The following is a 13,862-nucleotide window of genomic DNA, read 5'->3' on the forward strand; positions in this document are numbered from 1 at the left end:
CCCTAACAAGCGTCGTCTGTCCCCTAGGAGATTGACAATTTCGGTCGCGCCAATGCGCGTCAGAGGACTGGAGTGACAATTTTTCTGCCTTGCGGCCGACGGATTCGTGACCGACGCTGTTCGTAGCGTGGTACGGAATACTGAAATGTGGATCAATCTAAACGCTGAGGAGATCAGCCTAATTTTGACTTTTATGCCGGACAGCAGCGTTGCCAAGAAATTGCGCGCGCCAGTCGACCCAGACGACCAAGCGTTTTTGAATGCCGTTGAGACGAGTGACGACCTTGAGGTTGACCCCGATGCGGTGGTGTCCAGGAGTGAGGATGGCGCGTTCGTCATGAGTTGGATCTGGGTCTCGAATGTGGATGCGGGCGTTGATCCTGCGCCGGTTGACGAGGATTTAGACAAGTTCGTTTCGAACCCAGGCACATTGAGCTGATGGGATACTGGGATCAGCCGGGCGCTTCGGACGAGTGGTTCACGTCAAAACACGTCTTCGACGCGCTTGGAGCGGTGTTCGATACCGACGTGGCATCGCCGAAAGGCATCAAGACATTCGTGCCCGCCACGCGGTTTATTGATGAGCGAAGCCTTGAACAGGATTGGCATGGGTTCGTCTGGATGAACCCACCATTTGGTGGAAGGAACGGCCTTGTGCCCTGGCTATAGAAATTCTTCAATCACGGAAACGGCATTGCATTAGTGCCCGACCGCACAAGCGCGCCTTGGTTCAGAGAGGCGTGGAGCGTTGCTGATCTGGTGCTCTTCACGCCGAAGCTGCGTTTCCATCGCCCAGACGGTTCCGTCGAAAAATGTCCTTCAAATGGAACCGCATTGATTGGCGTCGGTGAGCACGCGAGGGGTGCGTTGGTGCGGGCGTCCGCAGCTGGGCTCGGCATCCTAGCCAAACCTCGGGAGGCTCCATTCGCTAACCATTCAAAACCTCAACCCATAACGCAATCGATGGCGATTAACACGTCTCAGTTGTGCGGCATCGAGGTCGAAGTTGCTGCCACAAAAATCAGAGAGCGTGCTTTGGGATGGGGAGGGCGGTTCGCGGAAATGACGGAACTGGATGCCATCTCCATCGCAGTGGTCGCAAAAAAATACCTAGATAGTAAGTCTCGTTCGATTTTATCGCGGTGATGTTCATTGCGGTTTTCCCGCGGAAAAATCGCCTGCCGTGAAGAGGTCAGGGCAAACCTCGCTGACCATCCGGCTGCCGAGGTATTGACCGGTGATGCCGCATCATAGGTTTGCCCTGTTGGGTATTCGCCAATGACGTGCGCGGAGCTTGCGAAAATTACCGAGTAGCACTTTGCACTGGATTACTCGCGGCCTTCATAGAAGGTGGATCGCGGAAAATCTGACGATATATGGCGGGTGGCGTTGACGACACGGGGAATGCGGTCAACCATTCCCCTATTTGAAGAAAACAGAAGTGATCGGAAATCGAATGACTAATCTTGTGGCGGATGAGATACAGGAGGTCGGACGCGAGAAGCTTGCCGGACTAAAGTGGAATGCCGCCGAACATTTCGAACTCGGCTATTGGAGCGACAAATCTGCCGCGGAGGCAGTCGAGTGGGCGGCGGAGCAGCTCTTCGGCATCGGGATCAACAGCACGGATCGCGGGCCAAAATTGATAGATTTGCTGGCACGATTGTGGATGTCGGATAAGCATAAATGGTCAATATTTCAGTCCGTATGGCCCACATGCGATCAGTTCAGCGTTTCGCTTTTCGAAGACTTTGAAGAGTGCTTTACAGAAGGAACGCGGGGATGGGCATATTTGAGCGGGAAAGATCTCGCGTTTTTTGAATCCCTGCCCAATGAGGTGCGAGTCTACCGTGGAGCCAGTCGTAGCACTCGGAACGGTTGGTCGTGGACGACTGAGTTGGTCGTTGCCAAGAGTTTCGCGACAGGGCATCGTGGCGTAGCCGTCGAGAACGCGGCGATTTATCAAGGTATCGTCAGCAAGCGCGACATCTGGACGGTATTCACAGAACGTGGCGAGAGCGAAATATTCGTTCCACCTCAGATGGTGAGGGTATTGCGTGCCCGGCGGAGAGCGTAGCGCGCATCCCCAGCATCGGACTTTCAATTGTCTTCAGGGATTTTGCCAGAAAGGCTAAGGTATCCCTACCGACACTACGCTATGCCGAAAGTGGGTAAAGAAAGGTGTCGCTCGACTCCATCGAACGCATACAAAAGGCCTACGATGACCTTGGCGTCGAATTCACTCTACCTGGACCAGTTTACGGGGCGGGAGTTAGGTGGAGTCTCCTCAAATGGCGAAGGCCGAAGAGTGATAGTTCTGCGCATTTCCGCGAAATAGCTCATGCGAAAATTAAACTGATTAGAGTTTAGTGAACCGACGTTTTTCAAGTTTGTCCGATTCAAGCGGACGGGCTTCGCCCGACTTTGTTTGTATTCGTACCGATCGATTGAGGGTGCCATGACAGCTGCGCTAGTCAACGCTAAAGCGTCCTCACATACGTTCGGCCCTACGGTCAAACGGAGTTTGGCCTCCGGGTGACAAGCGCATCCTTACATGGCTATGCCAAGGCATCGGGACGGGGAACATCAAAAAGTCCGATCCCTCTGCGGGATCGAACAGGGAACAAGCTGAGAGGGCCTTTCCGTTCGCGGCGTATGGCGTCATGATAGACGTGTGATTCCTTTGAGAGCCGAGTACCAAATGAATAAAAAAAATGATGATGTCGGAAAACCCTTCAACATCGCGTCCTATGCGCTTTTGACGCTGATGGTGGCGCAGGTCGTGGGCCTTAAACCCGGCGATTTCGTCCATACGCTCGGCGATGCGCATATCTATGCCAATCATTTCGAACAGGCGAAGCTGCAGATGACGCGTACGCCCAAGGCGCTGCCGACGATGCGCCTCAACCCGGGTGTAAAGGACCTTTTCGCCTTTAAGTTCGAAGACTTTACCCTGGAAAACTACGAGGCCGATTCAAGCATCAAGGCGCCGATCGCGGTATGAGCGAGCCGCGCGTCACCATCATCGTCGCGGTATCCGAAAACGGCGTCATTGGCCGCGACCTCGACATGCCGTGGAAACTCTCCACCGACCTCAAGCGCTTCAAGGCGATGACGATGGGCAAGCCGCTCATCATGGGGCGTAAGACGTTTTTGTCCGTTGGCGAGCGTCCATTGCCGGGCCGCCCGCATATCATTGTCAGCCGCAATCCCGATTACCGACCGCAAGGTGTCGATGTCGTTTCGTCTCTGGATGAGGCCGTCAGGCTTGCAAAGACGAAGGCTTCGGAACTGGGCGTGGACGAGGTTTTTGTCGCCGGCGGCGGTGAGATTTACCGTCAGGCCATGCCCTTTGCCGATCAACTTTCCGTCACCCATGTGGCGGTAAAACTCGATGGCGACACTTTTTTCCCGGAAATCGATCCCGCCGTTTTTGAGAAAACCGAGGAAATCCCCGCTCCTGCGGGGGAAAAGGACAATTATCCGGTTCTGTTTACCACTTATGTGCGAAGAGCCGCGGCAAAGTGAACTATTTACCCGGATCGGGTATTTAGTTACCACCTCTGCGTTGAAACGGACGCTTCTCCTTCCTATAACGGGTCCATATTCCCGCCGCACGCGAGCAATCGCTTTCGAACGGAACCGGGAGAGGCTTTTATAAAGAGGTATTGATGCCCTGGAGCAATCAGAATGGCGGCGGCGGCCCTTGGGGCGGCGGCGGTGGAGGAAACAACCAGGGCGGCGGCGGCGGCCCTTGGGGGCAGGGGCCTAACCGGCCTCGCGGCGGCGGCGGCGGTAATGGCGGCCCGCCCGATCTCGAAGAGATCATCCGGCGCAGCCAGGACCGTTTCAAGAATGTGTTGCCCGGCGGCTTCAACGGCGGCGCAATCGCCATTGTGGTTCTCGTCGTGCTGGTTTTTCTCGGCATCCAGTCCATCTATACCGTCCAGCCGGATGAGCGCGGTGTGGAACTGCGTTTCGGACGTCCGAAGGACGAAATCTCGATGCCCGGCCTGCATTTCCATCTGTGGCCGATCGAGACGGTGGAAATCGTCAAGGTCACGGAACAGCAGCAGAATATCGGCTCGCGCGCCTCGTCGTCTTCATCGAGCGGCGTGATGCTGACGGGCGACCAGAACATCGTCAACGTGCAGTTCTCGGTGCTCTATACGGTTTCGGATCCGAAATCCTATCTCTTCAACGTCGACAGCCCGGCCGAGACGCTGCAGCAGGTTTCCGAGAGCGCCATGCGCGAAGTCGTCGGTCGTCGTCCGGCACAGGACATTTTCCGCGACAACCGCCAGGCAATCGCTTCTGACGTGCGCAGCATCATCCAGTCCACCATGGACGGTTATGGCGCCGGCATCTCCATCAATGCCGTGGCCATTGAAGATGCGGCGCCGCCGCGCGAAGTGGCTGACGCCTTCGATGAAGTGCAGCGTGCCGAACAGGACGAAGACCGCTTCGTTCAGGAAGCCAATCAGTACGCCAACCAGAAGCTCGGTGCCGCTCGCGGTCAGGCCGCGCAGATCCTCGAAGAAGCGAACGCCTATAAGTCGCGCGTCGTTAACGAGGCACAGGGTGAGGCGCAGCGCTTCGTCTCCATCTATGACCAGTATCGCACGGCGCCCGATGTGACCCGCCAGCGCATGTTCCTGGAAACGATGGAGCAGGTTCTGAAGGGTTCCAACAAGATCATCATCGACGAGAAACAGGGCGTAGTGCCTTATCTGCCTTTGAACGAGATCATGCGCAACAATCCGGGCGCAGCACAGAAGGGAGGCAACTGATATGGGTAACCGTCTTACGGCCGTTCTCGTCGGTCTCGCCGTCCTGCTTTTCCTTGGTTATTCGTCGATCTTCGTGGTCAACGAGCGCCAGCAGGCCATTGTCGTTCGCTTCGGTCAAATCCAGGACGTGAAAACGTCACCTGGCCTGTATTTCAAGCTGCCCTTCGCCTTCATGGATGCCGACCGGGTGCAATATGTCGAGAACCGGGCTCTGCGCTTCGATCACGACAATATCCGTGTTCAGGTTTCCGGCGGCAAATTCTACGAGGTTGACGCCTTTGTGGTCTATCGCATCACGGATGCGCGCCGCTTCCGGCAGACGGTCTCGGGTGACCAGATGTCGGCGGAATCGCGCCTGCGCACCCGTCTCGATGCGTCGCTGCGCCGGGTCTACGGTCTGCGCGGCTTCGAATCGGCGCTTTCGGATGCGCGTGCATCGATGATGCAGGAAGTGCGTGACGATCTGCGTCCCGATGCGGAATCGCTCGGCATCAGCATCGTGGATGTCCGCATCCGCCGTACCGACCTCACGCAGGAAGTTTCGCAGCAGACCTTTGAGCGCATGAAGTCGGAACGTCTGGCTGAAGCCGAACTCATCCGCGCCCGTGGTAACGAAGAAGCGCAGCGCCGCCGCGCTATCGCCGACCGTCAGGTCGTCGAGTTCGAATCCGATGCACGCCGCCAGTCCGAAGTCCTGCGCGGTGAAGGAGATGCCGAGCGTAACAAGGTGTTCGGCGCGGCTTTCCAGCGCGATCCGGACTTCTTCGAGTTCTACCGCTCCATGTCGGCCTATGCCAACGCGCTGAACGGCACCGGCACGACGCTAGTCCTGTCGCCGGATTCGACCTTCTTCCGTTATTTCAACAACATCGACGGCGTGGCCCCTGCCGCTCCGGCTGCCCCTGCGCCAGCGCCGGCAAATTGATAACGGATCGATTGATTTTGAAGGGGCCGGTTTTTACCGGCCCTTTCTTTTTGAACCACGATCCGTCAGCATTCATAAATTTGTGGGAAATAGACAGTAATATTCAGTCTTTCATGGTATGGAAAACGGAAGATGCTGGGAATATCTTGGCACGCGAGCGATAACTATATAGCTGCGTTTACTTTTGGCATATTGGGATTTGCTGCCTTTTCATTTATGGACGCTGCTTCCAAAACTCTCAGCAGCTCACATTCTCTTCCTCAAGTCCTCTTTTTCACTGGAGTTTTCGCGATCATTTTTGGCTTGTTAATGGCCAAGCCATTAGGCGGATTCAAAATTCACTCGGCTAAGGGATGGGCGGTGGTTTGTGCGCGGGGCCTCCTGTCGGTCGCCATGATATGGCTGACACTATATGCCATCTCGCGGATGCCCATCGCTGATGTTTACTCGATCCGCTTCACCAGCCCGCTCATCACGATGTTCCTGGCGCTGGCGTTTTTGAACGAACGTCCCGTCAGGGGTCATTGGTTGTCTGCCTGTGTTGGTCTCGCAGGCGTGCTGCTTGTTCTTCAGCCGAGCGGCGTGATGGATAGGCTAGCTGTTTTTATGGCTTTTGCTGCGGCTTTTGCGCAGTCTGCATCTACGATCATGGTAAGACGATGGAGGACGCAGTCGACTCCATTGGCGGATACCATGCTGCCTGTCATTATCCTGGTTCTCATTACCGGAATTCTTCTCCCGGACCGCTACACGCCTCCGACACAGATCGAATGGCTGCTTTACATTGGAGCTGGTGCATTGCTCGCAATCGGTAGATTGTGCCTGACGCTTTCGATCCGTATGGCGCAGTCTTCCATCATCGCGCCACTTCAATATACCCAGCTCCTCTGGAGTTTATTATTCGGCTATCTGTTCTTCTCGGAGCAGCCCCTTCTCGTTTTGTGGGTGGGCTATTGCCTTATTCTAGTGAGCGGAGGACTTGGAATAATGGCTCGCCGGAAGACGTCGGCCGCGCGGTGATTGTCCATATCTTCAACGTTTTCTCTGTAAACGATTGCAATGGATAATTGGTGTTTGCGTCGCCGCCTCTTTTCTGTACGCCTCTAAGGCGTGCGAAGAGATGTGGGAATCAATTGCCTGTTCACGAAAAGGTATTTTTACACTTCATCATTCCGCCTTATGCTTTGACGATATATGCAGGGCAAGACTATTTGAAACGCGAGGACGCTTATGGCCGTGACCCTTCTTTCGCCTTTTCGCAGCAGCATCGCCGCAGTCGCGGGCATCGCGCTTGTGGCAGGCAGCCTGGCGGCGCCGGTTGTTGCGAGAGCGCAGAGCCACGGGCCGGAATCGGTGGCCGATCTCGCCGAGCCGCTGCTCGATGCGGTGGTGAATATTTCCACATCGCAGAACGTCAAGACCACGGGCAAAGGCCCGGTTCCGCCGCGTCTGCCGGAGGGCTCGCCCTTCCAGGAATTCTTCAAGGACTATTTCGACAGCCAGAAGCCCGAGGGCGGTGAAAAGGTGAGTTCGCTGGGTTCGGGTTTCGTCATCGATCCGGCGGGCTATGTTGTCACCAACAACCACGTCATCGAGGGCGCTGACGCCATCGAGGTGATTTTCCCGAATGGTTCGAAACTCAAGGCGACGCTGGTCGGCACCGACACCAAGACCGACCTTTCCGTCTTGAAAGTGGAGCCGAAAGCGCCTTTGAAAGCCGTCAAGTTCGGTGATTCGCGCAGCATGCGCATCGGCGACTGGGTGATGGCCGTCGGTAACCCCTTCGGGCTTGGCGGCTCATTGACCGTGGGCGTCATTTCCGCGCGCGGCCGCAACATCAATGCCGGCCCCTATGACAATTTCATCCAGACGGATGCGGCCATCAACAAGGGCAATTCCGGCGGTCCGCTTTTCAACATGAAGGGCGAGGTGATCGGCATCAATACGGCGATCATATCGCCGAGCGGCGGTTCGATCGGTATCGGTTTTGCGGTGCCGACGGAGCTTGCGCAGAATATCGTGCAGCAACTCATCGAATTCGGCGAGACCCGCCGCGGCTGGCTCGGCGTTCGCGTTCAGCCGGTCACTGATGATGTGGCCGCGAGCCTTGGCATGGATAGCGCCAAGGGTGCGCTTATCTCCGGGGTCGCCAAGGGCGGACCGGTGGAGAACGGCCCAATCCAGGCTGGCGATGTCGTCCTGAAATTCGACGGCAAGGACATCAATGAAATGCGTGATCTCCTGCGCATCGTGGCGGAAAGCCCGGTTGGCAAGGAAGTCGATGTTGTTGTCTATCGCGACGGCAAGGAAGAGACCGTGAAGGTCAAGCTTGGTCAATTGCAGGATACGACCGACGAGAAGGCCTCGGCCGACGACCAGCAGAGCGAAGATGGCGACGGTGGCATGGTTGTGCCCGAAGACAATGACGGTGGCGACGATCAGGCACAGGACCAGACGCCGGAAGTGCGTGAAGCGCCGCAGAGCGTGCTCGGCATGAATCTCGTGGTGCTGAGCAACGAGTTGCGTACCGAAAAGGGCATTGCCGAAAGCGTGGAAGGCGTGCTGGTGGCCAGCGTCGATCCCGGTTCCCCGGCCGAACAAAAGGGCATGAAGGCCGGCGACGTGATCGTTGAAGTCGGTCAGGATTTCATGGAAGTTCCGGGCGATGTGCTGGTCCGTGTCAACGGGCTGAAATCCGAAGGCCGCAAAAATGCGCATATGATGGTGGCGGATGCACAGGGCAATCTGCGTGTCGTGGCGCTGCCGCTCGAATAAGCCGCTTTTTCACCCACTCCGGCAGGAATCGGGTGGTTGCAGCCTCGTCATCTCCCTATCCCTTGGCCTCCATTCAACGGAGGCCAAGGATATGAAACTACTCGACAATAAAGTTGCCATCATCATCGGTGCGTCATCCGGCATCGGTCGCGCGACGGCGACGTTGTTCGCCGCTCACGGCGCTGCCGTCGTCATCAATGCGCGTGGCGAGAAGGCGCTGGATGAGGTCGCTGGCGAGATCAGTGGAGCCGGTGGCCGTGTACACGCAGTTGCCGGTGACGCCGGTGTTGAGGAAACCCATGCGCGGCTGGCGGATGCGGCTACAAGTGTGTTCGGCGGGGTCGATATCGCCGTCAACAATGCGGGCGGCGTTGGTGCGGCGAAGCCGATGGCGGAGATTTCGCCTGACGAATGGGCCTATGTCCTCAACGTCAACCTGACGTCCGCCTTTCTGGGCGCGCGCTATCAGATTCCCGCGATGTTGCAGCGAGGCGGTGGATCCATCGTTTTCACCTCGAGCTTCGTCGGCACCAGCGTCGGCATCCCCGGCATGTCCGCCTATGGCGCTGCGAAGGCGGGATTGATGGGGCTGGTGAAGGGCATCACCGCCGATTATGCCGTGAGCGGCATTCGCGCCAATGCCTTGTTGCCCGGCGGTGTCGACACACCCATGGCCGGTGATCAGGCGCAAAAAGAATGGGCCGCCGGGCTGCATGCGATGAAGCGCATTGCAGAACCTGAAGAAATTGCGCAGGCCGCTCTTTTCCTCGCAAGCCCTATGGCGAGCTTCGTCGCCGGGGCGGCGCTGTTCGCCGATGGTGGCAATGCCGCGGTGAAGTAACCTTTGCAACTGGCGGGCAGGCGTCCTATCGCGCCCGCCATTCCTCCAGCGTCAGCGCATAGGTGACGTGCGGCCGCAGATGCGGATGCGTTTCTTCCGGCACGCGCGGATGGTCGAAATCGCGCGAAGGGTCGCGCTTCAGGCCAATGCGCTCCATCACTGCCGTCGAACGGTGGTTATCGTGGACGGCAAAGGAGACGATTTCTGGCGTCTCCTTTTCATCGAAAGCCATGACGAGCAGCGACTGCGCGGCTTCAGTGACGTAACCATTCCCCCAGAAGCGGGTGGCGAGCCGCCAGCCGATTTCCATGGTGCCAAGCGGGAAGGGCGGATCAAGGTTCATGACGGGCGATATGCCACAGAAGCCCATGACCTCGCCGGTTTCGCGCAGTTCCATCGCATAAAAACCATAGCCGCTGCCGCGGATCATGCCGTTGATGGTTTCCAGCACCGCGTCGGCTTCCGCATGGCTGCGGCGGAAGGGGAAAAATTCCATGACCTTTTCGTCGGCGTTGATTTCGCGGAACAGATTGCGGTCGCTCTCCTTCCACTCGCGCAGAATGAGCCTTTGTGTCTCACGAATGATCATGGAATGACAAAATCCGTCTTGCGGTAGCCCTGGATGTAAAGAAGCGCGGTCAGATCACCGTGGTCGATGCGCATCTGCGCCTCGGCCGCCACGGCGGGCTTGGCGTGCAGGGCAACGCCTGCGCCGGCCAGATGCAGCATGCCGAGATCGTTGGCGCCATCGCCGACCGCCATCGCCTCTTCCGGCGAGATGCCGAGCCTTGCGGCAATATCGTTCAGCGCATCCACCTTGGCCTGTTTGCCGAGGATCGGTTCGGCAACGGTGCCGTCAAGCTCGCCATTGGCTTCGCCCAGCAGGTTGGCGCGGTTCTCGTCAAAACCGAGCATGGCGGCGACGCGACCGGTGAAGACGGTGAAGCCGCCGGAAACGAGGGCGGTGTAATATCCCTTTGCCTTCATGGTGGCGATCAGTTCCCTGCCGCCGGGGGTCAGCGTGATGCGCTTTTCGATGACGTCATCGATGACGGAGACCGGCAGACCCTTCAGCAGCGCCACACGCTCACGCAACGCAGGTTCGAAAGCGATCTCGCCGTTCATGGCGCGGGCGGTGATGGCGGAGACCTTGTCCTTCAGGCCGACTTCGGCCGCCAGTTCATCGATGCATTCCTGGCCGATCATGGTCGAATCCATGTCAGCGATCAGAAGCTTCTTGCGCCGCTGATCCTGTTCCTGGATGACGATATCGATCGGTTTTCCGGCATGCGCGGTGGCAAGCACGCTGCGTGCCTGTTCGACGGCGGTGCCGGAGGGCAGGGCGATATCGCAGGCAATGCCATCGGCCAGCCAGTAGAGGCCCGATGCGTTGACGGCCTTTGCGGCCGCTTCGCCGAGGGCCGGTGTCAGAACGGGATTTGACGGATTGGCGATAAGCGTGGCAACGAGAGCCATGATGAAAAACCTTGATAAGAATTTTGATGCGATCCTGATAACCGGCCCGACGGCAAGCGGCAAGTCTGCGCTTGCGCTTCGTTTGGCGCGGGAGCGGGACGGCGTTGTCATCAATGCCGACAGCATGCAGGTTTACGACACGTTGCGGGTGCTGACGGCTCGACCGTCCGAAGAGGAGATGGAGGGCGTACCGCATCTGCTTTACGGCCATGTTCCTGCCAGCAGCCTCTACTCAACCGGCGAATGGCTGCGGGAGATTTCCGGCCAGCTTGCGGATTTGCGCGAGCAGGGGCGTTTGCCCGTCATCGTCGGCGGTACGGGGCTTTATTTCAAGGCGCTGACGGGTGGGCTTTCCGACATGCCCGCCATTCCGGATGACATCCGCGATGGCTTACGTGCCCGGCTGATCGGGGAGGGGGCGGCTGCGCTCCATGCCGAACTCGCATGGCGCGATCCGGCCATGGCGGATATGCTGCAACCGGGAGACGGCCAGCGTATCGTCCGAGCGCTGGAGGTGCTCAAGGCGACCGGAAAGTCGATCCGGGATTTTCAACGCGCCAGCGGCCCGATGATTGTTGATCCCGAGCGGGCGCAGAAATTCGTCGTCCTGCCGGAGAGGCCAGTACTGCATGACCGCATCAACCGCCGTTTCGAGGCGATGATGGATAGCGGGGCGGTGGAGGAGGTGCAGGCGCTTCTTGCGCTTGATCTTGCACCGGATGCAACGGCGATGAAGGCGATCGGCGTTTCTCAGATAGCCGATATGCTGGCGGGACGCATGAGCCAGGCGGAGGTGATCGAAAAATCGGCGGCCGCGACCCGGCAATATGCCAAACGGCAGATGACCTGGTTCCGTAACCAGATGGGCGACGACTGGACGCGAATCCAGCCCTGAAACGGGCCTAGTCCTTGCGGTAGAGGCTGCCGAGCGGCTTCTTCAACAGGCTTTCGCGCAGCGAAGGGCGCGTCTCGCCGGGCGACGGGCCATTCTGGGCCTGCATCTGGAAACCGGCCTTGCGCAACTCGTTGACTGCGCCGGTAGTTGGTTCCGTTGAAGCGTTGGAGGGTGGCGCAGACAGCGCCCGCCCGGGCAGCATGTCCGGGCGATAGGGTTCATACCCCTCAGCTGCGGGCGTTCCCAGTTCACGCTTCCAGCTGTCGATCTCGTCCGTCGCCCGGCTTGGCGGGGCCGGTTCGGGGAGATCGGAGAAAGCCGCTTCGACGCTTTGCTGGAAACCGGTGATGACGGGTTTCGGCGTGGCGCGCATGCGGGTGACGATATTGTTCAGATCGACCGTGTCAGGGGTTTCATGGTTCGTATGGTTGATGGTGCCGCTCGCTTTCGGCAATTTCGCGGTGGCCACGCGGTCGAAACGCATGCGCATCGGCACATTCACGGCTTCGCCGAAGGCGATAGCCTCACCATTGCCGATAGACGACAGAAAGCTGGTGGTCGAGGTCGATGCGTTCGGTACGGCGGAGAGAATGATCTTCTGGTCGATCTCGTTCGACAGCCGCATGGCGAAAACGGTCGAGCATTGCGACAGGATTGTCTGGTCCAGCTCGCTTGGCCGCTGGCTGATGACGCCGAGCGAAATGCCGTATTTACGGCCTTCCTTGGCGATCTGGGCGATGGACTGCCGGGTGGGGAAGAAGCCGCGCTCGGGGTCGGCGGGTACATAACGGTGCGCTTCCTCGCAGACGACGAGCATATGCAGCGATCCGCGCGCCAGTACCGCCAGTTCGAAGGACATGCGGCAAAGCACGGATACCACCGAATTCACCACTTCGGAGGGAATGCCTGACAGTTGGAATACCGAAATCGGCTTGCCTTCCCCGGGAATACGGAAAATATGTGCGACCGTCTCCAGAATGGTGTCGCTGATCGTATTGCTGGAGAACATGAAATTATAGCGCGTGTCGTTGATGGCCGAGAGAATGCGGCCTTTCAGGGAGCGCAACGCGGGTTTTTCGCTGCGCCCTTCCAGCCGGCCGATACGCTCGTCAATGAGGGCAAGAAGATCGGCTATACGGTAGGGCACCGGCGTATCCGGTGTGATCGCGCTCTTGTCAGACGTGCGGCGCACGGCGGAACCCTCGGTGCCGCGAAACGCTTTTTTCGCTTCCGGAACGAGGTCGCGAAGGATATCCATTTCTTCCGGCATGGGTTTACGTCCGCGGAAAATCACTTCCGCAAATTCCTCAAGGCGCATCAGCCAGAAGGGGAGGTCCAGCGTCTCGGTATCGATGACGACCGAATGATCGGGAAAAGCGGCCGCGAATTCATTATGCGGATCGAGAATGAGGACGCGTAGTTTCGGGTCGGTCTCGATTGCCTTGTTCAGAAGCAGCGAGACGGCGGTGGTCTTGCCCACGCCCGTCGAGCCGACGACGGCGAAATGTTTGGCGAGCATCTGCGGAATGCTGATGGTGGCGTTGATCGTATCGTCCTGCGTCAGCCTGCCGATGACGCAGGCATCACGCTTGCCGCTGTCGTAAATCTTGGAAAGATCGCTGGTGCGGATGCGATGCGCCACCGCGCCGAGATAGGGGTAACGTGAGATGCCGGTGGAAAAGCGCTCGCTGCCGTCTTCGGTGCGGTAGACCTCGCCCACCAGCTCAACGTCGATCAGCAGCCTGTTCGGCCTGTCCGCCGCCCAGTATTCTTCACCGGTGCGCATGGCAAAGACGAGGGCCGCGACACGGCTGGTGCCCATTTCGATGGAGATCAGGCGTCCGACGGACCAGAGCTGCGACACATCGGTGGTGCCCGGTTCGGTTTCGGCCGCAATGGTGGCATGCGCACCGTTGCAGGCGATGACGCGGCCGAGCATGCGGTTCGCTGGCTGCTCGCCGGATCGCCGTTCGTTTTCGTCCATGCGGGACGCGTTATGAGACCTGTCGTTATTCACATTTTTCCCGGTACATGCGGATGATCGCGGTGGTTCGGGCAGCATCTGTTATCTCGGTATAAAAGATTATGCTTAACAACAGGTGTACCGGTTGCGTTCGAAAATTTCGCCAAAGCCACCTCTTGGGTAATAAAAGAAGGCGG

13 protein-coding genes and 1 pseudogene are annotated in these 13,862 nt (G+C 58.3%); 11 read left to right on the forward strand and 3 right to left on the reverse strand.

Going from position 1 to position 13,862, the window contains the following annotated elements; genetic code table 11:
• Positions 1-145 precede the first annotated feature (145 nt).
• From AGR1_RS03490 to AGR1_RS03535, 10 genes and pseudogenes are all read left to right on the forward strand, one after another.
• Complete coding sequence (locus tag AGR1_RS03490; RefSeq protein ID WP_149146199.1) at positions 146-439, forward strand: hypothetical protein; 294 nt, start codon at positions 146-148, stop codon at positions 437-439.
• Positions 439-669 carry a hypothetical protein gene (locus AGR1_RS29470; protein WP_173989562.1) on the forward strand — a complete coding sequence of 77 codons (231 nt, stop codon included), beginning with the start codon at positions 439-441 and terminating at the stop codon, positions 667-669. The genes AGR1_RS03490 and AGR1_RS29470 overlap by 1 nt, the downstream gene beginning before the upstream one ends.
• A gap of 787 nt (positions 670-1,456) precedes the next feature.
• Positions 1,457-2,077 carry a hypothetical protein gene (locus AGR1_RS03500; protein ID WP_149146200.1) on the forward strand — a complete coding sequence of 207 codons (621 nt, stop codon included), beginning with the start codon at positions 1,457-1,459 and terminating at the stop codon, positions 2,075-2,077.
• Positions 2,078-2,698: 621 nt separating this feature from the next.
• Positions 2,699-3,004: pseudogene (thyA, locus tag AGR1_RS03505) on the forward strand (thymidylate synthase); the annotation flags it as partial.
• Positions 3,001-3,528, forward strand: a complete 528-nt coding sequence (locus tag AGR1_RS03510; protein ID WP_149146201.1) for a dihydrofolate reductase — start codon at positions 3,001-3,003, stop codon at positions 3,526-3,528. The pseudogene thyA and the gene AGR1_RS03510, both read left to right, overlap by 4 nt.
• Positions 3,529-3,671: 143 nt before the next feature.
• Positions 3,672-4,790 (forward strand): FtsH protease activity modulator HflK, encoded by a 1,119-nt coding sequence (gene hflK, locus AGR1_RS03515; protein WP_149146202.1) that lies wholly within the window; start codon positions 3,672-3,674, stop codon positions 4,788-4,790.
• Position 4,791: 1 nt separating this feature from the next.
• Complete coding sequence (locus tag AGR1_RS03520) at positions 4,792-5,715, forward strand: protease modulator HflC (protein ID WP_149146203.1); 924 nt, start codon at positions 4,792-4,794, stop codon at positions 5,713-5,715.
• A 132-nt stretch (positions 5,716-5,847) separates the two neighbouring features.
• The gene (locus AGR1_RS03525; protein ID WP_149146204.1) at positions 5,848-6,735 is read left to right on the forward strand and encodes a DMT family transporter; all 888 of its coding nucleotides are present in this window, start codon (positions 5,848-5,850) and stop codon (positions 6,733-6,735) included.
• A gap of 210 nt (positions 6,736-6,945) precedes the next feature.
• A complete protein-coding gene (locus AGR1_RS03530; RefSeq protein WP_149146205.1) occupies positions 6,946-8,490 on the forward strand; it encodes a Do family serine endopeptidase in 1,545 nt (514 codons plus the stop codon).
• 91 nt (positions 8,491-8,581) lie between these two features.
• Positions 8,582-9,331, forward strand: coding sequence for an SDR family oxidoreductase (locus AGR1_RS03535; RefSeq protein WP_149146206.1), 750 nt, complete (start codon positions 8,582-8,584; stop codon positions 9,329-9,331).
• Between the two features lie 25 nt (positions 9,332-9,356).
• Here AGR1_RS03535 and AGR1_RS03540 read toward each other — a convergent pair whose 3' ends face one another.
• Positions 9,357-9,920, reverse strand: coding sequence for a GNAT family N-acetyltransferase (locus tag AGR1_RS03540; protein ID WP_080790358.1), 564 nt, complete (start codon positions 9,918-9,920; stop codon positions 9,357-9,359).
• Complete coding sequence (serB, locus tag AGR1_RS03545) at positions 9,917-10,807, reverse strand: phosphoserine phosphatase SerB (protein WP_080790359.1); 891 nt, start codon at positions 10,805-10,807, stop codon at positions 9,917-9,919. The genes AGR1_RS03540 and serB overlap by 4 nt, the downstream gene beginning before the upstream one ends.
• On the opposite strand from serB, the gene miaA reads away from it, so the two are divergent.
• On the forward strand, positions 10,806-11,702 hold the full coding sequence (gene miaA, locus AGR1_RS03550) for a tRNA (adenosine(37)-N6)-dimethylallyltransferase MiaA (protein WP_149146207.1): 897 nt from the start codon (positions 10,806-10,808) through the stop codon (positions 11,700-11,702). The two genes, serB and miaA, sit on opposite strands and share 2 nt — an antisense overlap.
• A gap of 7 nt (positions 11,703-11,709) precedes the next feature.
• Here the strand turns inward: miaA and AGR1_RS03555 are convergent, their stop codons facing one another.
• Complete coding sequence (locus AGR1_RS03555) at positions 11,710-13,719, reverse strand: ATP-binding protein (protein WP_149146208.1); 2,010 nt, start codon at positions 13,717-13,719, stop codon at positions 11,710-11,712.
• Positions 13,720-13,862 lie beyond the last annotated feature (143 nt).

Source organism: Agrobacterium sp. B1(2019) (assembly GCF_008274755.1).
Classification (GTDB): Bacteria; Pseudomonadota; Alphaproteobacteria; order Rhizobiales; family Rhizobiaceae; genus Agrobacterium; species Agrobacterium salinitolerans.

What these genes read in the sequence shown, in the direction of transcription:
- AGR1_RS03535 (WP_149146206.1), top strand. Translation starts at nt 8,582, where the DNA reads ATGAAACTACTCGACAATAAAGTTGCCATCATCATCGGTGCGTCATCC.
- miaA (WP_149146207.1), top strand. Translation starts at nt 10,806, where the DNA reads ATGATGAAAAACCTTGATAAGAATTTTGATGCGATCCTGATAACCGGC.
- AGR1_RS03520 (WP_149146203.1), top strand. Translation starts at nt 4,792, where the DNA reads ATGGGTAACCGTCTTACGGCCGTTCTCGTCGGTCTCGCCGTCCTGCTT.
- serB (WP_080790359.1), bottom strand. Translation starts at nt 10,807, where the DNA reads ATGGCTCTCGTTGCCACGCTTATCGCCAATCCGTCAAATCCCGTTCTG.
- AGR1_RS03525 (WP_149146204.1), top strand. Translation starts at nt 5,848, where the DNA reads ATGCTGGGAATATCTTGGCACGCGAGCGATAACTATATAGCTGCGTTT.
- AGR1_RS03490 (WP_149146199.1), top strand. Translation starts at nt 146, where the DNA reads ATGTGGATCAATCTAAACGCTGAGGAGATCAGCCTAATTTTGACTTTT.
- AGR1_RS29470 (WP_173989562.1), top strand. Translation starts at nt 439, where the DNA reads ATGGGATACTGGGATCAGCCGGGCGCTTCGGACGAGTGGTTCACGTCA.
- AGR1_RS03530 (WP_149146205.1), top strand. Translation starts at nt 6,946, where the DNA reads ATGGCCGTGACCCTTCTTTCGCCTTTTCGCAGCAGCATCGCCGCAGTC.
- hflK (WP_149146202.1), top strand. Translation starts at nt 3,672, where the DNA reads ATGCCCTGGAGCAATCAGAATGGCGGCGGCGGCCCTTGGGGCGGCGGC.
- AGR1_RS03510 (WP_149146201.1), top strand. Translation starts at nt 3,001, where the DNA reads ATGAGCGAGCCGCGCGTCACCATCATCGTCGCGGTATCCGAAAACGGC.
- AGR1_RS03500 (WP_149146200.1), top strand. Translation starts at nt 1,457, where the DNA reads ATGACTAATCTTGTGGCGGATGAGATACAGGAGGTCGGACGCGAGAAG.
- AGR1_RS03540 (WP_080790358.1), bottom strand. Translation starts at nt 9,920, where the DNA reads ATGATCATTCGTGAGACACAAAGGCTCATTCTGCGCGAGTGGAAGGAG.